This window comes from Cohnella sp. GCM10020058 (assembly GCF_042683485.1).
Lineage (GTDB): Bacteria > Bacillota > Bacilli > Paenibacillales > Paenibacillaceae > Cohnella.
The window spans coordinates 317,104-337,174 of sequence record NZ_JBHUJV010000009.1; the positions used below are offsets into that span (position 1 = coordinate 317,104).

The 20,071-nt window shown below is 59.1% G+C and carries 13 protein-coding genes; 11 read left to right on the forward strand and 2 right to left on the reverse strand.

The features are described from left to right. Positions 1 to 65: 65 nt before the first annotated feature. From ACFSR7_RS16965 to ACFSR7_RS16980, 4 genes are read left to right on the forward strand one after another with little or no spacing between them, the layout of a single operon-like run. Positions 66 to 995 (forward strand): ABC transporter permease, encoded by a 930-nt coding sequence (locus tag ACFSR7_RS16965; RefSeq protein ID WP_378163533.1) that lies wholly within the window; start codon positions 66 to 68, stop codon positions 993 to 995. A 12-nt stretch (positions 996 to 1,007) separates the two neighbouring features. Next, complete coding sequence (locus tag ACFSR7_RS16970) at positions 1,008 to 1,886, forward strand: carbohydrate ABC transporter permease (protein WP_378163535.1); 879 nt, start codon at positions 1,008 to 1,010, stop codon at positions 1,884 to 1,886. Between the two features lie 55 nt (positions 1,887 to 1,941). Next, positions 1,942 to 3,669 carry a cache domain-containing sensor histidine kinase gene (locus tag ACFSR7_RS16975; RefSeq protein ID WP_378163536.1) on the forward strand — a complete coding sequence of 576 codons (1,728 nt, stop codon included), beginning with the start codon at positions 1,942 to 1,944 and terminating at the stop codon, positions 3,667 to 3,669. A gap of 7 nt (positions 3,670 to 3,676) precedes the next feature. Then, positions 3,677 to 5,305, forward strand: coding sequence for a response regulator (locus ACFSR7_RS16980; protein WP_378163538.1), 1,629 nt, complete (start codon positions 3,677 to 3,679; stop codon positions 5,303 to 5,305). 82 nt (positions 5,306 to 5,387) lie between these two features. Here the strand turns inward: ACFSR7_RS16980 and ACFSR7_RS16985 are convergent, their stop codons facing one another. Beyond that, a complete protein-coding gene (locus tag ACFSR7_RS16985; protein ID WP_378163540.1) occupies positions 5,388 to 5,630 on the reverse strand; it encodes an SRPBCC family protein in 243 nt (80 codons plus the stop codon). Positions 5,631 to 5,796: 166 nt separating this feature from the next. On the opposite strand from ACFSR7_RS16985, the gene ACFSR7_RS16990 reads away from it, so the two are divergent. The 4 genes from ACFSR7_RS16990 (at position 5,797) to ACFSR7_RS17005 (ending at position 13,629) form a co-directional block, all read left to right on the forward strand. Next, positions 5,797 to 8,424 (forward strand): glycoside hydrolase, encoded by a 2,628-nt coding sequence (locus ACFSR7_RS16990; protein WP_378163541.1) that lies wholly within the window; start codon positions 5,797 to 5,799, stop codon positions 8,422 to 8,424. 1,230 nt (positions 8,425 to 9,654) lie between these two features. Continuing rightward, on the forward strand, positions 9,655 to 10,023 hold the full coding sequence (locus ACFSR7_RS16995; protein WP_378163543.1) for a hypothetical protein: 369 nt from the start codon (positions 9,655 to 9,657) through the stop codon (positions 10,021 to 10,023). A gap of 4 nt (positions 10,024 to 10,027) precedes the next feature. Continuing rightward, positions 10,028 to 11,764, forward strand: a complete 1,737-nt coding sequence (locus ACFSR7_RS17000) for an ABC transporter ATP-binding protein (RefSeq protein WP_378163545.1) — start codon at positions 10,028 to 10,030, stop codon at positions 11,762 to 11,764. After that, positions 11,764 to 13,629 carry an ABC transporter ATP-binding protein gene (locus ACFSR7_RS17005; RefSeq protein WP_378163547.1) on the forward strand — a complete coding sequence of 622 codons (1,866 nt, stop codon included), beginning with the start codon at positions 11,764 to 11,766 and terminating at the stop codon, positions 13,627 to 13,629. The genes ACFSR7_RS17000 and ACFSR7_RS17005 overlap by 1 nt, the downstream gene beginning before the upstream one ends. An 81-nt stretch (positions 13,630 to 13,710) precedes the next feature. On the opposite strand, the gene ACFSR7_RS17010 is transcribed toward ACFSR7_RS17005, so the two are convergent. After that, positions 13,711 to 14,991 carry an NAD(P)H-dependent flavin oxidoreductase gene (locus tag ACFSR7_RS17010; protein ID WP_378163549.1) on the reverse strand — a complete coding sequence of 427 codons (1,281 nt, stop codon included), beginning with the start codon at positions 14,989 to 14,991 and terminating at the stop codon, positions 13,711 to 13,713. Positions 14,992 to 15,059: 68 nt separating this feature from the next. Here ACFSR7_RS17010 and helD point away from each other — a divergent pair, with 68 nt between their 5' ends. The 3 genes from helD to ACFSR7_RS17025 all read left to right on the forward strand — a co-directional run bounded on the left by helD (position 15,060) and on the right by ACFSR7_RS17025 (position 19,880). Further along, positions 15,060 to 17,486, forward strand: coding sequence for an RNA polymerase recycling motor HelD (helD, locus tag ACFSR7_RS17015; protein ID WP_378163551.1), 2,427 nt, complete (start codon positions 15,060 to 15,062; stop codon positions 17,484 to 17,486). Between the two features lie 125 nt (positions 17,487 to 17,611). Then, positions 17,612 to 18,025: a hypothetical protein gene (locus ACFSR7_RS17020; protein WP_378163553.1), complete on the forward strand. Its 414-nt coding sequence runs from the start codon at positions 17,612 to 17,614 to the stop codon at positions 18,023 to 18,025. Between the two features lie 169 nt (positions 18,026 to 18,194). Beyond that, entirely contained in the window at positions 18,195 to 19,880 is a 1,686-nt protein-coding gene (locus ACFSR7_RS17025) for a methyl-accepting chemotaxis protein (protein ID WP_378163555.1), read from the forward strand. Positions 19,881 to 20,071 lie beyond the last annotated feature (191 nt).

Here is a 20,071-nt window from a genome sequence, read left to right on the forward strand (position 1 = left end):
GGCCGAATTTTCAAGCTCCGCGTTCGTCTTTTTCAACAGAAAGGATAGAGATAGGGGATTGGATGATGAGAACCCAAGCGATCGACTCGAAAAGTCGGAAAGGCGCGTTAAATCTCAGAAAAAACTGGGCGCTGCATCTGTTTCTGCTGCCGTCGGTGGTGCTGCTGTTTATTTTCAATTATATTCCGATGGCCGGACTGGCGATCGGCTTCGAGGATTTCAAGCCATGGCTCGGGATCTTCCGTTCCCCCTGGGCGGGCTTTAAGCACTTCCATTTCATGTTCAACGATCCGACTGCCATTCAAGTCATTTGGAACACGTTCGTCATTGCGACGCTGAAGATCGCGATCGGCGCGATCACGCCCTTCGTCTTCGCCCTGCTCCTCAATGGCGTTAAAAATATGTTTTTTAAACGTACCGTCCAATCGCTCGTCTATCTGCCGCACTTCCTCAACTGGGTCATCCTCGGCGGGATCCTGACGGACCTGCTGTCTACGGACGGACTGATCAATCAATTCCTGCAGTCGCTCGGCCTGGATCGCGTATTCTTCCTCGGGGACGGGGATTGGTTCCGCGTCACGCTTATTACGAGCGATATCTGGAAGGAATTCGGCTTCGGCACGATCGTCTATCTGGCGGCGATGGCCGGCATCAATCCGAATTTGTACGAAGCCGCGGACATGGACGGCGCGACCGGCTTCCAGAAGACCCGGCACATCACGGTGCCGTCGATTCTTCCGATCGCCGTCGTGATCGTGACCTTATCCCTGGGCAACATCCTGAACGCCGGCTTCGATCAGGTATTCAACATGTACAATCCGCTCGTATACCAGAAAGGCGATATCATCGATACCTACGTTTACCGCGTGGGGCTGATTCAGGGATCCTACAGCCTCGCTACCGCCGTCGGCTTTTTCAAATCCGTCATCGGCTTCGTGCTGATCGCCGTCACTTACAAGTTGGCGACGAAGTACGCCAATTACCGAATTTTCTAAGGGGAACCGGCCATGTATAAAATATCGTTATCCTATCGCCTGTTCAATGCGGCGAACGTCGTCTTCCTGGCCGTCACCGCGCTGCTCTGCGTGCTGCCGATGGTTCATGTGCTCGCGGTCTCGCTCAGCTCGGACCATGCCACATCCTCGTACCTCGTCAAGTTTTGGCCGATCGGCTTTAACTTAGCTTCCTACGAGAAGGCGATGAACAGCAACAGCTTTCTGATCGCTTTCCAGATGAGCGTGCTCAGGACGATCGCGGGTACGGCGCTGACGATGTTCCTGACGCTGCTGGCTGCCTACTCGATGTCCAAGGACGACAGCGTGTTCCGGGGCAGAACCGTGTACGCGTGGTATTTCGTCGCCACGATGCTGTTCCATGGCGGACTGATCCCGACGTATCTGGTCGTTCAGAAGCTGCACCTGACCAACTCCTTGCTGGCGCTCATCCTCCCGGTCGCGGTTAATGTATTCAACGTCGTCCTGATGATGAATTTCCTGCGCGGCATCCCCAAGGAACTCGAGGAGGCCGCGATGATCGACGGGGCGGGGCACTTTAGAATTTTGTTTGTTCTGTTCCTGCCGATCTCGCTGCCCTCGATCGCCACGCTGTCCTTGTTCACGATGGTTTTCCACTGGAATGCTTGGTTCGACGGCATGATTTATATGAACAAGGCGGAGCTGTTCCCGCTGGCCACCTTCCTGCAGGCGTTGGTTGCGAGCTTCGACTACACGAAGATCGGACTTAACCCCGCCGATCTGGAGAACTTGTCCGAGCGTTCGCTGAAGTCGGCGCTCATCTTCATTGGCACGGTGCCGATCCTGCTCGTTTATCCGTTCCTTCAACGTTATTTTGTGCAAGGCATGACGCTGGGCTCGGTCAAAGAATAGGCGAGAAATAGTATAATACCGGTAGGATCGTCGAATACGGCATGGGGGAACCCCGATGAACGTCATCACCAAGGTCATTTTGCTGCTGATCGCCATTCTGCTGCCGGTCGTCGGGCTATACGCCTATTCTTACAAGCAGAGCGTGCACGTCATCGAGGAACAGATCAACACGAGGAACGAGGACAAGCTGACCTACTTTCTCAACCAGATCGATAGCCTGATGGATCAGAATATGCTGTTTGCCGCGCTTGCGGCGAAGGATCCGGAGATCCGAAGCGTCGCCTTCGGCGAATTGCCCGCAGACGGCTACGATCGCTACAATACGATCGAGTCGATCGCGGGCAAGCTCAATTTGTTCAGCCTGACCAATCAGGTCATGAACCGAATTACGATTTATTTTCCCAAGCACGATCTGTCGCTGTCCACGCAGTCTACCGACGCTTTCGATCGGCAGGCGTTCGTCCAAGCGTACTCGCCTGCCTGGCAGTTAAGCGACATCGATGAAGCGGGCGTCAGCATGACCGCTTTTTCCCGCTTTTTCGTCTACCCGATGCTGCATGACCCGAACGAGATCATGAAGTCGGACTTTATTATTCGCGTGGATTTTCCGGTGCAGAACATTACGAACTTGCTGGACGGCTTTAAGCAGGGCGGGGAGAGCGATTTCCTTTTTTACCGAGGATCGGACCAAGCCGTCTACAGCAGCACCGCGAACAAGGAGCGGATCGGGCGGCTGCTGGCGTCGTATTCGCCGGATCCATCCAAGTCGGGCCATTCCTATCACGATATTGCGAAGCTCGATGGCCAGTCCTATCTCATTTACGTGAAGACCTCGCAGAAATTAGGCTGGAGCCTGATCGACATCGAGCCGCTTGACGAGATTTTGAAGCCGGTCGTCCGCAATCGCAATCTTTTCTACGTCATTATGTTCCTGCTCGTGCTGCTCGGGCTGGCCTCCGCGCTGCTGCTGCATTATCATATCCGGGTGCCGATCGCGATCCTGATCCGCAGCGCCGAGCAGATCAAGAACAAGAACTTCGCCTACAGGATCCGCAGCGTGCGGCGCAACGAGTTCCAGCAGCTGTTCGATTCGTTCAACGGCATGGCCACGGAGATCGATCATCTGCTCGGGCGGGTATATGCCGAGGAGATCCGTTCCAGGGAAGCCATGATGAAGCAGCTCCAATCGCAGATCAATCCTCATTTTCTCTACAACTGCCTGGCTTATATCGTGAACATGGCGAAGATGCGTCAGCATGAATCGGTCATCGCGATGGCGCATAATCTGGGCGACTATTACAAATACACGACCCGCAACGAGACGCTGGTCTCCACGCTGCGGTCGGAGATGGAGCTGGCCCGGAGCTACATGGACATTATGAGCTCCCAACTCGACAAGTTCGTCTATGCAATCGATATTCCGCAGGACATGCTTGCACTGCCGATCCCCAGACTGCTGATCCAGCCGATCATCGAGAACGCCATCGTGCACGGCCTCGAAGAGCGCATGGCAGACGGCCTCATCGTCATTGCGGGCACGGCGGACGAACGGGAGTACCGTCTCGTCGTCGAAGACAACGGGTCGGGATTGTCGCCGGAGGCGCTATCCGAGCTGCGCCGTCGGATCGACTCGGACACCAACGACTCCGGGCATACGGGCTTGTGGAACGTGAATCATCGTCTCCGATACTACTTCGGCGTCGATGCAGGAATGCGGATCGCGCATTCGGCCATGGGCGGTCTCCGGATTGAATTGTATTGGCATTCGGCTGAAAGGGAGTGAAGCGAGCGTGTACACGGTGTTGATCGTCGACGATCACAAGCATCAAGTCGATACGATGGCCGCGACCCTGCCCTGGGAACGTTATGACATCACGACGATTTATCGCGCGTACGGGGGGACGGGCGCCATGGACATCCTCGACGCGCATCCCGTCGATATCATGATCACGGACATCCGCATGCCCGGCACCTCGGGACTCGAGCTGATCCAGTACGCCAACGAGCGCGGCAAAAACGTCGATTGCATCCTGCTGACCGGCTATGCCGAATTCGAATACGCCAAAAAAGCCGTCGAAGTGCACGCCATTGAATACTTCATCAAGCCGGTCCGCGATGAAGTGCTCATGGAGACGATCGGGAAAATCGTGACCAAGCGCCGGCACGAGCGTCAGCATCATCAGAATTATGCGTACGCGGCATCGATCGTGCACCAGAACCTGCCCCTTCTGCGGGAAAATTTGCTGCTTGAGCTTCTGCAGGAGCCGGAGTCGGCGCATGGCGGAAAACTGGACGAGAAACTGGCGATGTACCGGATTCCGTTCGAGCGGGGAGATGCCGTCAAGCTGCTCGCGATCAAGTTCGATCAGGCGTTCTACGAGACGTACAGCCAAGCGGACATGAAGCTGTTCAAGTTCGCCGTCATAAATATGGCGGAGGAGCAATTCTCGGAGCGATTTCTAATCTGGCCGAGCCAGGCTCCCCAAGATCATATTGCCTTGTTAATCAAGCCTGCGACGGAAGGGGAAGAGACACAGCCGGGTTGGGATGCCGAAAAAGATGCCTTGCTGGAAGAACTGGCAGCCAAGTTGTTGGCCAACGCGGAGCGGTATCTTAAACGAAACATCGCGCTGTTCATCTCGGATCCGGTCCTTTTTCCCGCAGCACTCCACCAGGCTCACGTTTCCGTAAACGCCATGCTGCTCAAGACGGCGAAGCGGCACGGCGGCATTCTGTCCAAGCCGGCGGCCGGCACGGACCGGGCGCTGAAGCCGTTAACCGCGCTCTACCGGCAGCCGATGCTAATCCAGCTCATGAACGCGGGCAACCGGGATCGGGTCAACGACAAGCTGGACGCCATCTTCGAGGAGCTGTCTTCCGAGCATGCCGATTCCCCCGCGCATACGCGGGAAGCTTACCTGCACCTGCTGAGCGCGTTCACCTACCTGGCCCACAAGAAAGGCAAGCTGCTGGAGGACCTCGTGAGTCCGGCGTCCGTCCGCGCGGAGCGCAAGGCCATCCATTCGGCCAAGCTCCTGGATGCGTGGAGCCGCGTCATTCTTGACGCGCTGTTCGGTCACGAGCCCGCGAAGATCGAGGAGAATCACCGGCTGCTCGTGCAGAAGGTGCATGCTTTCGTCGAGCTGAATCTGAACAAAGACGTCACGCTGCAGTCAATCGGCGACTTCGTTTACTTGAACGCGATCTATCTGTCCCAGATCTATAAGGATATTACGGGAGAAAACTTGAGCGACTATATTCTGCGTGCCCGTATGGAGAAGGCGAAGATGCTGCTCGAGGGCACTTCGCTGCGCATTTACGAGATCACGGAGCAGGTCGGCTATCAGAGCCCGCAGCACTTCATTCGGAGGTTCAAGAGCTATTTCGGCGTGACGCCGGAGTTTTATCGCAAGAGCTGAGCGGGTGCGTGGAAAGGAATGTATCGTTGCGTTTTCGCCGACCGGCGCGGGCTTGCGCCGGTCGGTTTCGTGTGCGGAACGTTCAGCGAACGCTCCCTTTCGCCTCGGCTTCGATCGCTGCCTTCATTACCTGGGACCCGCGGTCGACGCGCGCCTGGATCTCGGCGGCCAGATCGTCCGGCAGAAAGTCCGTCGTCCATACGAGCCTGGCGACGCCGTCTCCGTGCGGGAAGACTTGGAACGATGCGTGGTGATGCAGCAGCGGGGTCTGGCTCTCGACGACGGCATAAGCCATGCGGCGCGCCTGGTCGTTAACCTCCGACATCGCGATCGGCGTCCCATTATATAGAAGCCGGTAAACATTTCAACGAAATACGGAAATCAATCATGTCGTCTCACTCTCCCTGCTGTCACACTGGGATCAGCCGACTCCTCCTATTCAACTGCCGCGACGACCCGTCGGCATTCCACGAATCGAAGGGAGAAGATTGATGAAGTTGACACGCAAGGCCACAAGCAGGTTGCTCGCCGGTCTCTGTCTGCTCCTCTCGCTCATGCCCTCCGCCATCGTTTTCCCGCATCCGGCCTCCGCCACCGCCGTACACACCGTCACGATCAACCCGAATACCGTCGTCCAATCCGATTACAAGGGCGTCGGCGTCAACATCATTCCGAGCGCGCTCATGGCGAAGTCCAGGGAGCAAGGGTACACGACCGCGCATTGGGAAATGGACAAAGAACGCATCCTGGCGATGAAGCCCAAGGTGGCCCGCGTCTGGTTCCAGATCGATTGGATGGAGTCGGCCAAGGGGTCCTACTCCTGGGACAATCTGAAGATGCAGGCGTTTTACCAGTACCTCGACGTCCTGAAGAGCGCGGGGACCGAGGTCGAACTGAACTTTGGCTGGAAAAACGGCTCGACCATCCACAGCTGGTTTCCCATCGCCGGCAGTACGACGCCGTACGAGAGCGCGCCAGCGGACCTGGACGCGTTCGCCGCCTCGGCTTCGGCCGCCTTGCAGCAGCTGATCTCGGTCAGAGGCTACACGAACATCAAGTACATGACGTTCTACAACGAGCCCAACGGCTCGTGGGACTTCGAAGCGCCGGGCGACCAGAAGCTCTACTATGCAAATATGGTCAAAAAAGTGCATGATCGTCTCGTCGCCGATGGCCGCCGCAGCCTGGTGAAGCTGTGGGGACCCGAGGAGACGGGGGCGCCGGATTGGACCCAGTATATGAAAACGAACATCGACAGCTATCTCGACGGCTACAGCTTCCACGTATACGGCGAGCCGTATGCGACGCTGAGCACTGCAATTTCGGCTCGCACGTCGGTGGTCGGCGCCAAACCGGTGTACCTGACCGAATTCGGCTGGGCGAGCGACAACGACAGCGGCTGGGACTCCGGCTACGCCAACACCGTCATCAAGTCGGCCAACGAAGGCGTGAACGGCGCGCAGGTCTGGCAGCTGAACGGCGGCTACTCGACCGATCCCGACGGCAGCACGAACGGCAACTACGACCTTTACGACGCGCTGTACACGGGACTGACGCCCAAAAAAGCATTCTACGCCGCCGGACTGCTCGCCCGTTACATTCCGGCGCACAGCTCGGTCGTCTCCGTCAGTACCGGCTCCGCCGACGTCCGGGCCGCCGCCTTCAAGACGAGCGGCGGCGACTACACGATCGTGCTGGAGACGAAGGCCGGCACCGATCGCAACGTCACGTTTAACTTCAGCGGCGTCAACGTCGGCAAGACGTTCCGCAAGCACTTCTATCAGGACACGGTCGCGCTGAACGCCAATGCGACGATCCCGAAGTCCGTGGCGAGCTTTGCGGCGGGCACCTCGTTCACCGACAGCGCGATCGACGCCAACTACAACGTGATCGTCTACACGACGCTGCCGGCGCAGACGCAGGTAGAGGTGTCGCCGGTCAATCCGGCCGTGACGGCCGGTGCATCCGTCACGCTGGCCGCGAGCGTCGTCGACAATACCGGCGGCGTGACCTGGAGCGTCGTCAGCAGCGGCAACGGTACGATCTCGAGCGGTGGCGTATATACCGCACCGCGCGTCATCAGCAGCAAGCTGGTCGCCGTGAAGGCGGCCAGTACGGCAGATCCGGCGAGCTACGGCATCGCGCTCGTCCGTGTGAATCCGGACGGCTCCGCGCAGCCCGCCAATGCCGGGTTCGAATCGCCTGCTACGACGGGCACCGTCGTCGGTCCGACGACCGCCGGCTGGACGTTCAACTCGCGGGCGGGCATCCAGCGCAACGGCAGCGTCTTCGGCGCGCTGGACTATGCGCCCGAAGGGCTGCAGACCGCCTACCTGAAGACGGACGGCGGCGTGGCGGGCGAGTTCAGCCAGAGTCTGACGCTGGCTGCCGACACCTATACGCTGAGCTTCAAAGCCGCTCAGCGCGCAAGCTACGGCGGCGCCCAGTCGTTTAACGTCCTGTTCGACGGTACGATCGTCGGCTCGTTCACGCCTTCCGCCTCCGGTGCCTTTGCGCCTTATACGACAGGGACGTTCGCAGCGTCGGCCGGCAGCCACACGATCAAGTTCGCCGCTATGACGACCGCCGGGGACAATACCGCGTTCATCGACGAAGTGATGCTGAGCCCGGCGACCGTCGTCCCCGTCACGGGCGCCGGCTTCGAGACCCCGTCCGTCGCCGCCGCGTCAACCAAGACGGCCTGGGGGCCGGCAACCTACGGCGGCTGGACGTTCAACAGCCGCGCCGGCCTCCAGTACAACGGCAGCGTGCTGGGCCCGTCCGCCGTTGCGCCCGAGGGCGTGCAGACGGCCTATCTGAAAACGGACGGCGGCGTGCCGGGCGAGTTCAGCCAGAGCGTGACGTTTCCGTCGGCCGGCACGTACAAGGTAACCTTCAAGGCGGCGCAGCGCACGAGCTTCGGCGGCGTCCAGTCGTTTAACGTCCTGTACGACGGCGCCGTCATCGGCTCCTTTACGACGACCTCGGGCGCGTACGTATCGTTCGCCACCGTCAACTTCGCGGCGACCGCCGGCAGCCACGCGATCAAGTTCCTGGCCACGACGACGACCGGGGACAACACGGCCTTCATTGACGACGTCGCGATTACTGCGGCGTGACGCCGTGCTCTTAGGCATAAGAAAAGCCATCCAAAAGATGGCATAAGATGGTATTATATAGTTTGTACGACTCGCCTAGACGGGGTAGTCCGCCTCCAGATCGGAGGTGAGGCTATGACATTTTCTTTTCAGGAAGTAATGATGCTCGGTATGTTTGTCCTGGCATTGCTTACTTACTTGAATAAAAGAAAATAACCCGCCGAGGTTGTCGCCACAGCGCGGGTTATTTGTTGGTCGTTCGACTGGAGGTAACCCCGCCGAAGCAGTTGTGCAGGAAGTCGGTGTTTGGCGCACCGGCTTCTTTTGTTATTCTAAGCATATCATACCCGCTTTAGACGTCAACCATTTTATAACGTGTTACCTATTGCCCTAGAGCAGCACTTGAAGCCCTGCTGCGCCGCAAACCGCCCAAGTACTGCCCTAGAGCAGCACTTGAAGCCCTGCTGCGCCGCAAACCGCCCAACTACTGCCGTAGAGCAGCACTTGAAGCCCTGCTGCGCCGCAACTGCCCAACTACTGCCGTAGAGCAGCACTTGAAACCCTGCTGCGCCGCAAACTGCCCAAGTACTGCCCTAGAGCAGCACTTGATGCCCTGCTGCGCCGCAAACCGCCCAAGTACTGCCGTAGAGCAGCACTTGAAGCCTTGCTGCGCCGCAAACCGCCCAAGTGCTGCCGTAGAGCAGTACTTGAAGCCCTGCTGCGCCGCAAACCGCCCAACTACTGTCCTAGAGCAGCACTTGAAGCCATGCTGCGCCGCAAACTGCCTAACTACTGCCGTAGAGCAGCACTTGAAACCCTGCTGCGCCGCAAACCGCCCAAGTACTGCCGTAGAGCAGCACTTGAAGCGCCAAAACCCCGTGCCCCCGCCAACTACTGCCCTAGAGCAGCACTTGAAGCCCTGCTGCGCCGCAAACTGCCCAACTACTGCCGTAGAGCAGCACTTGAAGCCTTGCTGCGCCGCAAACCGCCCGACTACTGCCGTAGGGCAGCACTTGAAGCCCCAAAACCCCGTGCCCCCGCCAAGTACTACCCTAGAGCAGTACTTGAAGCCCGGCCACATTGCAATCCCGCAATTTCTGCCGTACGGCCATAATTCATACACGGCTGCACGCCCAACCACCAGGGACTGTTTCCAAGGTCACATCTTGACCTGGTCAGACAGCCTCTTTTCACTTTGACACTAACTCATCAAGTGTATACAATTGTATACATAAAGGAGCGTGTGTATAGATGCGTAACCATAGAGGAAGAGGCGACATAGACTTCGAGGGCGGGCATAAGGGCAGGCATCATCACGGGGCGAAGACGTTCCGCCGCGGGCGGGCGCTGGAGTTTTGGCAGATGCTCGACGTCAAGCGCAAGACGCTGAGGCAGCAGCTGGAGGCGCCGGAATACCGGGAGATCCGAACCATCCTGCTCGGCGAGCTCAAGGCGATCGAGCAGATCATCGACGAGTATACCAGGCACTTCGAGCTGCATCGGGCCGATGAGGAAGCGGATTCGCCTGGGGACGCGCAGGAGGAATCGCCCGGGGAATCGCCCCGGCAATCGTCCGGCGTGCCGGCGCAACGGGCGGAGACCGAAGAAGGGGGAGCTTGAACCGATGTGGGGCTTAAGGGCGTATTTCAAACCCTATTGGAAATTCCTCATCCTCGGGCCGCTGTTCATGATTTTTGAAGTGTTCTTCGATCTGCTCCAGCCCAGGCTGGCCGCGCATATCGTCAACTTCGGCATCGTGGACCGCGATTTCGGCGTCATTGAACGAACGGGATTTCTGATGGTCGGCGTGGCTCTCCTGTCGCTCATCACGGGCGTCGGGTGCAACCTGTTCGCAAGCCGCGCTTCGCAGAACTTCGGCGCAGACGTGCGGGAAGCGCTGTTCACCAAGGTGCAGGCGTTCTCGTTCGATAACATGGATGCGTTCAAGTCGGGGACGCTCATCACCCGCATGACGAGCGACGTCGTGCAGGTCCAGAACCTGCTGCAGATGGCGCTGCAGGGCATGGTCCGGGCGCCGAGCCTGCTCATCGGGAGCGTCGTGATGGCCTTGCTGATGAATCTGCGGCTGGGCCTTATCCTGCTGGGGACGTTGATCGTGCTGGTCGCGGCGCTTGTCGTGCTGATTCGTTTTTCCAACCCGCTATTCGCCGGCGTTCAAACCCGGCTGGATGCCGTCAATACGCGCATACAGGAGAGTTTGGCCGGAATCCGGGTGGTCAAGGCATTCGTCCGAACCGATTATGAGATGAAACGTTTTCGGGAGGTTAACGAGGACTATACGGCCATCTCCATCCGGGCGGCCCGCTTCATCGCATTGAACGCGCCGGTCGTGACGCTCATCATGAACGCATGCATGGTCGCCGTGCTGCTGTACGGCGGCGACTTGGTGTCGATCGGGTCCGTTCAAGCGGGGGATCTGGTGGCTTTCGTCAATTATGTCGTGCAGGTGCTCTCTTCCCTGCTCATGGTGAGCGGGCTGCTGATGAACGTGTCGCAGGCGAATGTGTCCGCGAAGCGCATCGGCGAGGTGCTAACGACGCAGCCGCATATCGAAGGCCAGGCACGCGAAGCGGAGGACCCGATCCCGGCCAAGCGCGTGGAGTTTGCTCAAGTTTCCTTTTCCTACGACGGCTCGAACGATCCAAAGGACCTGGTGCTGCGGGACATCGATATCGAGGCGAACCGCGGGGACACCGTCGCCATCATCGGGGCCACCGGTTCGGGCAAGTCGACGCTCGTCCAGTTGATTCCCCGGCTGTATGACGTCACGTCGGGCGCCATCCGCATCGACGGCAAAGACATCCGCGAGCTGCCGCTGATCGGCCTTCGCCGCCGGATCGGAATCATCCTCCAGGAGTCGTTCCTGTTCACCGGGACGATCCGGGACAATATCGCCTTCGGCAAGCCCGAGGCGACGCAGGCGGAGATTGAGGCGGCCGCGAAAATCGCGCAGGCGCACGATTTTATCGCCAAGCTGCCGGACGGCTACGACACGCAGCTGGGCCAGCGGGGCGTCAATCTGTCCGGCGGGCAGAAGCAGCGGCTCTCGATCGCGCGGACGCTGCTGGTGAAGCCGCCGATCCTGATCATGGACGACAGCACGAGCGCGCTGGATCTCGGCACGGAGCGCCGGCTTCGCACGGCCCTGCAGGAAGTCATGCGGGATACGATCACGTTTTTCATCGCTCAGCGAATCTCTTCCGTCATCGAGGCCCGCCGCATTATCGTGCTGGACGACGGTGCAATCGTGGGCAGCGGCACGCATGAGCAGCTCATGGCCGAGTGCGAGGTCTATCGGGATATTTACAGGTCCCAATTCGGCAAGCGGGAGGTGTCCTGATGTCGGACAGCAACTCCAATTCGTCCAACGCGAATGCGAGCAAGGCGCCGTCGAATATCGATCAGATGGGCTTCCGCGCGGGACCGGGTCCGCGGCCGGGAGAGGTGCCGAAGGTGCGGTCGAAGGACACCGCGGGCACGCTGCGAAGAATCGGAAGCTACCTGAAGCTTCAGCGGAGCACGCTCGTATGGGTCGTCGCCTGCACGGTATTGACGACGTTGTTCGCGCTGCTGGGCCCTTACCTGATCGGCAAAATGTTCGACGACTATATCGTAAAACGCCAATACGACGGCATGTTCCGGATGGGCATGATCCTGTTCGGAGTCTACGTATTGGGCGCGGTATTCACCTGGATTCAGCAGTATATGGCGTCGAGCCTGTCGCAAAATACAGTGCGGGATATGCGCCGCGATCTGTTCGAGCAGTACCAGCGCCTCCCGGTGCCGTACTTCGACAGCAAGACGCACGGCGAGTTGATGAGCCGGGCCGTCAACGACATCGCCAACGTGTCCAACACGTTGAACCAGACCGTCGTCCAGCTCATCGCCAGCGTGCTCATGCTCGTGGGCAGCGTCGTCATGATGCTCAGCCTGAGCGTCTGGATGACGCTGATCACGGTACTTACAGTGCCGCTCATCGTTTTCATCACCAAGAAGGTGACGAAGTACACGCGCCGCTACTTCACGGAGCAGCAGAAGCAGCTCGGGGAAGTGAACGGCTTCGTGCAGGAGAGCATCTCGGGCCTGAAGGTCGTGAAGACGTTCGGGGGCGAGGCGCGTTCGATCGAGCGGTTCCGCGAGATCAACGAGCGTCTGCGTGCGGTCGGCATAAAGGCGCAGAGCTTGTCCGGCTCGATGGGACCGATGATGAATACGATGCGCAACCTGACGTTTCTCATCATCGCGGTATTCGGCGGCGTGTTCGCCTATCACGGTCTCATCACGATCGGCGTCATCGTCAGCTTCCTGAACTATTCCAACCAATTCAGCCAGCCGATCAACCAGCTCGCCAATCAGTACAATCTGTTCCAGTCGGCCGTCGCTGGCGCGGAGAGGGTGTTCGAGGTGCTGGATCTTGCGCCGGAGACGTCGCGCGAGGCCGAGGCCGGGACGAACCGGCCGATCCGGGGCGACGTCGTGTTCGATCATGTGGACTTCAGCTATAAGCCTGAGGTGCCGGTGCTGAAGCATCTGTCCCTGCACGCCGAGCCGGGGCAGACGATCGCGCTCGTCGGCCCCACGGGGGCGGGCAAGACGACGATCATCAATCTGCTGACGCGGTTCTACGACATCCAGTCCGGCCGGATTCTGATCGACGGGCAGGAGATCCGGGAGCTCGACAAGGAGGCGCTGAGAGCGCAGATCGGGCTTGTGCTGCAGGACGCCTACGTCTTTTCCGGGACGATTCGGGACAATATCCGCTACGGCCGCCTGGAAGCCACCGATCAAGAGGTGGAAGCGGCCGCCCGGCATGCCAATGCCGACGCGTTCATCCGCAAGCTGCCGGCCGGCTACGACACGTACCTGAATGCCGAGGGCGGCAATCTTAGCCAGGGTCAGCGGCAGCTGCTGACGATTGCCCGCGCCGTGCTGGCGAATCCCGCGATCCTGATCCTGGACGAGGCGACGAGCAACGTGGATACGCGCACGGAGCTCCACATTCAAGAGGCGATGAAGCTGCTGATGCAAGGGAGAACGAGCTTCGTCATCGCCCACCGGCTCAGCACGATTCAGGAGGCGGACGTGATCCTGGTCATCCAGGGCGGCGAGATCGTCGAGCGGGGCACGCACGAGGAGCTTTTGCGGCAGAAAGGGTTCTACGCGGATATGTACAACAATCAGTTTGCGAGCACGCAAGTAAGTTGAGCGTATGAAAAAAGCCGGGCAGCAGCACCTTCTTTAGAGGAGCTGGCCCGGCTTTTGCCGTGTATGGATACTGCGTCTCGCTCAGACTCCGCCCATTCCGGCGAAGCCGCTCAATTTTCCGATGGCGGCCTGCGCCTCCGCGACCGTTCGGTTTACGATATCGGCCGCCGCCTGCGCCGTTGCCAGCCGCAGGCCTTGGCCCGCCCAGAGGGACATGAGCGACGGATCGTCCGCCTGGGCTGCCGCTTGACGAATGTCTCTCGTCAACGCATTTTGAATCGGATAGTCGGGGATGGTCCCCGGGTAGGCATGCATGTCCCGCATAAAGTCCGTGCGAATGCCGCGTGCCGCTTTGCCCGAATAGGCAACCGTAACCGCCGTGGCATCTTCGGCGGACGACAGCACAAGCCGCTTGTGCGCGGCATGGGCGCCGCTCTCCGGGCTCGCCAGAAACGCGGTGCCCATCTGCGCGGCCGACGCCCCGAGCGCGAGGCTGGCCGCGAGCCCGCGTCCGTCCATGATGCCGCCCGATGCAATGACCGGCACCGATACCCGGTCCGCGAGCTGGGGCACGAGCGCCAGCGTGCCGATCAGCGCGTCCGCGGCCTCGCTCAGGAAGGTGCCGCGATGCCCGCCTGCCTCGCTCCCCTGGGCCACGATCGCGTCCACCCCCGCCGCTTCCAGGCGAATGCCTTCTGCGATCGTCGTCGCCGTGCCGACGATGACGATCCCGCGCCGCTTCAACGCCTCGATCGTTTCCGCAGGCGGGATGCCGAAGGTGAAGCTGAATACCGGCACTTCCTCCTCCAGCAGAACCTGCAGCTGATCCTCGAACGATACGGCATTGGCAGGGAGCGCGGGATCCGGCTCGATGCCCAGCTTGGCCCGATACGCGTTCAGATGCGCGTTCATGGCGGAGACGTCGTCATCCGTCGCCTTTGTCCCCGGCCGCTCGGGAACGAACAGATTGACGGCGAAGGGGCGATCCGTCCGCCGCCTGACCGCTCGAATCGCGTCGCGGATCTGGGCCGGCGACCAGTAGCCTGCCCCAAGACTGCCCAGCCCTCCGGCATTGGACACCGTCGCGGCCAATTCGGGCGTGGCGGGCCCGCCAGCCATCGGCGCCTGAACGATCGGATGGGGGATGCCGAGTCTGCGCGTAAATGAAGTCTCCATGGGATGTCGCCTCCGGTATATTGTTTTTTTGTGGGAAATAAAACAAAAAAACCGGCGCTTCAGCCGGTTTATAGACGTATTCAAAATTTCAATTGCAACGTGGGCAGACCCGTGGTATGATAAGAAACCACTGACTTTATTTTTCGTAAATCCACAGATATCGCATTTTATCTTCACAATAATCATACCACGTGGATTTATGGATTGTCAAACGTTCTTTTTCTACACATGACGGAAGGGAGCGGGATCGGAAAATGATCAGCGAACAAGATTGGCGGCAAGAGCAGGCGCGTCTGGAAGAGGTGACGGAGAAGCTGCGGGCGAGGATCGCGGAGCTGGAGCCGGAAGCGTCGGGCCTGCGGGATCAGGCGGGAGATCTTCGCAAGCGATTCTGGGAAGAAGTGACGGTGAATACGGCCACCGACGAGGACTTCGAGGAGACCTTCTACAGCATCAAGCAGCAAGAGGCGCTGCTGTCCGAGCGAGAGCGAAGCTATCGACTGCGCCAGCAACAATGGAAGGGCTTGAACCGGCTGCTGCCCTCGCCTTACTTCGGCCGTATCGACTTCCATGAAGACGGGGTGGGCGCGAGCGAACGGGTGTATATCGGCGTATCGTCCTTCGTTGAAACGAACGGCATGGATTTTCTGGTCTACGACTGGCGCACGCCGATCGCGAGCATGTACTACGATCATTCCCCGGGCCGCGCTTTCTATGACACGCCGGGCGGACGCGTGAGCGGGACGATGGAGCTGAAGCGGCAGTATCAGATCCGCGACGGCCGACTGCTAAACGTTTTCGATACGAGCCTGACGATCGGCGACGAGCTGCTGCAGCAGGCGCTCGGACACGGCGCGGACGCGCAGATGAAAAGCATCGTGGCGACCATCCAGAAGGAGCAAAACGCCATCATCCGCGACGACAAGAGCCGGCTGCTGATCGTGCAGGGCGCGGCGGGCAGCGGCAAAACCTCGGCGGCGCTGCAGCGGGTCGCATACTTGCTCTACAAGCATCGCGAGCGGCTCAAGGCGGACCAGATCGTCCTTTTTTCGCCCAATCCGATGTTCAACAGCTACGTGTCCACCGTACTCCCCGAGCTCGGCGAGGAGAATATGCAGCAAACGACGTTCCAAGAATACCTGGAGATCGGGCTTGGCGCGGGGCTGCGTCCGGAGGACCCGTTCGATCAGATCGAGTACGTGCTGTCCGAGTCGCCTTCGCGCGCGTACGAAGCCCGGTTGGAGGGAATGGCATACAAGGCGTCCACCGCGTTTCTTCATGCGCTACGGGGCTATGCGAACTGGCTGGGCAGATCGGGCATGCGGTTTGTCGGCATCCGGTTCCGCGATCGCGATCTGATCGCCGCCGAACGCATGGAGGCGCAGTTCTACGGCTACGATCCCGTCATCGGCGTGGCGAACCGCATCGCCATGCTGCAAGAGTGGCTGCTGAAGGAGCTGGCCGTGCTCGAGCGCGAAGAGCAGGAGGCGCCGTGGGTACAGGATGAGCTCGATTATCTCGACAAGGACGATTATGCCGCCGCCTTCCGCGAGCTGCATCAGGACCGGGGCGTGTTCGACTTCGCCGAGCGGTATGAACAAGTCCAAGAGCGGCTGCAGGGACGGAGCCGGCGGGACGAGAGCGACTTCGACTATGCCGAGCGGGAGGAAGCGCTGCTGCGCAAGCAGGTCGTGAAGGAGCAATTCAAGCCGCTGCGGCGAATCGTCAAGCGGTTGCGGTTCATCGACACGACCGGGTTGTACGCGCAGCTTTTTGGCGACAGGGAGGCGTATCTCGCGATGACCGGCGAGACGGAGGCCCCGGCGTTGTGGGACGACATCTGCGGGCAAACCAGGGAGAAGCTGGGCAAGCTCGAGCTTTTCTACGAGGATGCGACGCCGTACTTATATTTGAAGGAGCTCGTCGAGGGCATTCGGACGAACACGGAGGTCCGGCATGTGTTCGTCGACGAGGGACAGGACTATTCGGTGTTTCAATATGAGTTTTTGAAACGGCTGTTTCCCCGCGCCCGCATGACGGTGCTCGGCGACTTTGGGCAGGCGATCTTCACGCAGGCGACGGAGCTGCACGGCGCGGATTCGCCGCTGATCCGGCTGTACGGCGAGTCGGACACCAGCCTGATCCGGCTGGTCCGCAGCTACCGGTCGACACGGGAGATCGTGGCGTTCGCACGGGAGCTGCTGCCGGACGGCCGGGAGATCGTGCCCTTCGAGCGAAGCGGGCCGAAGCCGCTGCTCGCGAAGACCGCGAGCCGCGAGCAGTCCGCGGTGCGGATGGCGGCGGACCTCGCGGCGCTGCGGGCCGAGGGATTCGCCTCCATCGCCGTCATCGCGAAGACGGCGGCCGAGAGCGCTGAAGCCTACGAGGCGCTGCGCGAGCTGGGCTGCCCTGGGCTGCGGCTCGTCACGAAGGAGACGCCGACCTTCGAGAAAGGGACGCTGGTGCTGCCGGCGTACCTCGCAAAGGGTGTCGAGTTCGACGCCGTGCTGATCTACGACGCTTCCGCGGCGACCTACGGGCGGGAGAGCGAGCGCAAGCTTTTCTACACGGCCTGCACGCGCGCGATGCATCGGCTGTTGCTGTATGCGGCGGGGGAGTGGACGCCGTTCGTTCGCGGGCTGGATGCGTCGCTGTACGAGGCGGCTTCAGAACACACATAAAGCAAGCCAGGGAGTGGCTGCGCTCACGTATCACGACTCCCCCGTTTTTTACTAGATTCAGAAAGTATAAATTGGGCGGCGATTCGTGACAGGTAAGCGCGTTTTCGGCGTGCCGGAGCTATCCGATGTTATATGCGGGCCGAGAAAACTGCATCCGTACATGTATTTTCTGTCGACCAACGACATTTGATAAAATACATGCAAATATGCAGGTAAATTCAAAGCACAAGCCCGAAAAAGCGCTGATGCAGGAAAATACCTGCGCTTTTGCATCTTTTCTTCTCGAGAGGGTCGATATCGCGGGAAATAGATGTATATTTGTAGGCATTGCGGCGAAAGAGCAAGGCGGATACGTTCGCCCAGGCCATTGGAACGGCTGGCGAAAGAGCCATCGACAGGCGTTCCGCACAAATCAAGTTTCGGATATTCGCCAACCTAAAAAAGAGACCGTCAGTGCGATTTTCCCTGACGGTTCTTCTTGTTTGCTCCTAGTGGCAGCTAATCTCAGCCAGCTACAACCCCTTTCTCAATTAAAATGAGTCTTTCCTGCGACGATTTACGTATAAACAGCCATTCTAATACCAAATTTCGACAAAGATTTGGAGGGTCTTCGGTCATTTGGAACAAAATGTTTAGGACTTTTTGCACTTCATCTTTACTATTAAATTTATCTTTTTGCAATTATCATAGCAGCGCGGGAGGCAGAAAATGAACTTTACGATACGTAAAAAGCTAATGGCCGGCTTTTTGGGCGTTATTATTCTACTCGGTATGATCAGCACGATTTCATATTTGCAGTTGCGGCATATAGACGATTCTTACTCGGATCTCATCGACCGTCGGACTGCAATTTTGGTACAAGCCAAGGAGATGCAAAATTTCGCATCCAGGGAAAACAGCAGCTTGCGCGCTGCACTGCTTCAGGAGGAAGGCGCTACCGATACGCTGGCTGAGGTGATCTCAGATCTGGAAGGCGCTATTGAAACGGTGAGCGGCTTGGCTGTCATTCAGCAAGTGAAGGACACGTTACAGCAGCTTGCAAAATTGAATGCCGAGTTTAAAACGGAGTCGGACAAAGTTCTCGTGCTCTTGCGAACCGATCCGGAGGAAGCAAAGGAATACTTTGTTGAAACGACGTCGCCCATCGCGATTAAAATCCGGGACTTGGCGGATCAGATCGCTCAGCTCCAAACTTCGTTGATGGACGAAGGGAATAAAACCAATTCGCAGTTGGTAGACTCCGTCATCCAGACCGTGCTTACGCTGAGCATCATCTCGTTCGTTTTGGCGATCGGAATTGCGCTGCTGATATCCCGCGTCATTGCCAGGCCGATTCTGGCGCTGGTGGACGGTGCGGAGAAGATTGCGGCCGGCGATCTGACACAGCCCGATATTCGGGTGAAAAATAAAGATGAAACGGCCAAGCTGGCAGCTTCCTTCAACCTGATGAAAACGAATCTGCGTCGACTGATCGGCGAAGTGGGGACGAACACCGAGCAAGTAGCGGCAACCTCTGAAGAGCTGTCGGCAAGCGCCGAACAGACGAGCAGGGCGACCGAGCAAATTTCGGCAGCGATTCAAGAGGTGGCGGAGGGCTCGACCCTGCAGGTATCTAGCGTATCGGCGGCGGCTCAAGCAGCCGAGGAGATTTCAAAGGGCATGGAACAAGCAGCATCTTCTATCCAAAGGGTTGCGGCGCTCAATACCGATGCGAACGACAAGGCCGACGCAGGCAATCAAGTCGTGGCCCAGGCAATCGAGCAGATGAACCTCGTGCGAGATTCCGTCAGCGAGACGTCGGAGGTCGTATATGCCTTGAGCGAGAAGTCTAAAGAAATTAATCAGATCGCCGCCATGATTACGGACATTTCGGCCCAGACCAACATCCTGTCCTTGAATGCCGCTATAGAAGCGACGCGCGCAGGCGAGCATGGGCTCGGCTTCGCAGTCGTAGCCCGCGAGGTAAGGCGGCTGGCCGAGCAGTCCAGCGAAGCTGCCGGTCAAGTTCGAGAGTTGATCCAAGAGATCCAGAAGGAAGCGGAAAAAGCGGTGCATTCGATGGATGCCGGGGCGTCTGTCGTTAAAAAGGGCATCGAGCTGGTGAATCGGTCGGGCGAATCGTTCTCGCTCATCGCGGGCGCCGTCGGACAAGCGGCCGTCGAGTCGCAAGAGGTCGCCTCCATCGCGGAGCAAGTGAATTCGAGCACGCAGAGCATGCTGCAGATGATGGAGAACGTCGCCCACATCGCCGAGCAATCCGCGGCCAACATGCAGAATGTAGCCGCATCTTCGGAGGAACAAAACGCGGCCATGGAGGAAGTGTCCGCTTCGGCTGAAGCCTTGAGCAAGATGGCGCAAGAGCTGCAAGAAGCGATCAGTCATTTTAAAGCTTAAATCGGTTAGAACTTTGCCCGCGGTCGCCGCGGGCTTTTTTCTGCTGTCACCGTGCACCATTTCGGCGCCCGCTCGCGCCCACCCTCGCCCGCCTTATCAGCGGCGAACCCAGGTGTTCTGCATACAATTGCGGCCCTCGCAACGTCTGTAGCGTGTAAACGGAAGCGAAAAAGCAAATATTTTTAAAAAAA

What these genes read in the sequence shown, in the direction of transcription:
- ACFSR7_RS16965 (WP_378163533.1), top strand. Translation starts at nt 66, where the DNA reads ATGAGAACCCAAGCGATCGACTCGAAAAGTCGGAAAGGCGCGTTAAAT.
- ACFSR7_RS16970 (WP_378163535.1), top strand. Translation starts at nt 1,008, where the DNA reads ATGTATAAAATATCGTTATCCTATCGCCTGTTCAATGCGGCGAACGTC.
- ACFSR7_RS16975 (WP_378163536.1), top strand. Translation starts at nt 1,942, where the DNA reads ATGAACGTCATCACCAAGGTCATTTTGCTGCTGATCGCCATTCTGCTG.
- ACFSR7_RS16985 (WP_378163540.1), bottom strand. Translation starts at nt 5,630, where the DNA reads ATGTCGGAGGTTAACGACCAGGCGCGCCGCATGGCTTATGCCGTCGTC.
- ACFSR7_RS16990 (WP_378163541.1), top strand. Translation starts at nt 5,797, where the DNA reads ATGAAGTTGACACGCAAGGCCACAAGCAGGTTGCTCGCCGGTCTCTGT.
- ACFSR7_RS16995 (WP_378163543.1), top strand. Translation starts at nt 9,655, where the DNA reads ATGCGTAACCATAGAGGAAGAGGCGACATAGACTTCGAGGGCGGGCAT.
- ACFSR7_RS17000 (WP_378163545.1), top strand. Translation starts at nt 10,028, where the DNA reads ATGTGGGGCTTAAGGGCGTATTTCAAACCCTATTGGAAATTCCTCATC.
- ACFSR7_RS17005 (WP_378163547.1), top strand. Translation starts at nt 11,764, where the DNA reads ATGTCGGACAGCAACTCCAATTCGTCCAACGCGAATGCGAGCAAGGCG.
- ACFSR7_RS17010 (WP_378163549.1), bottom strand. Translation starts at nt 14,991, where the DNA reads ATGATTATTGTGAAGATAAAATGCGATATCTGTGGATTTACGAAAAAT.
- helD (WP_378163551.1), top strand. Translation starts at nt 15,060, where the DNA reads ATGATCAGCGAACAAGATTGGCGGCAAGAGCAGGCGCGTCTGGAAGAG.
- ACFSR7_RS17020 (WP_378163553.1), top strand. Translation starts at nt 17,612, where the DNA reads ATGTTATATGCGGGCCGAGAAAACTGCATCCGTACATGTATTTTCTGT.
- ACFSR7_RS17025 (WP_378163555.1), top strand. Translation starts at nt 18,195, where the DNA reads ATGAACTTTACGATACGTAAAAAGCTAATGGCCGGCTTTTTGGGCGTT.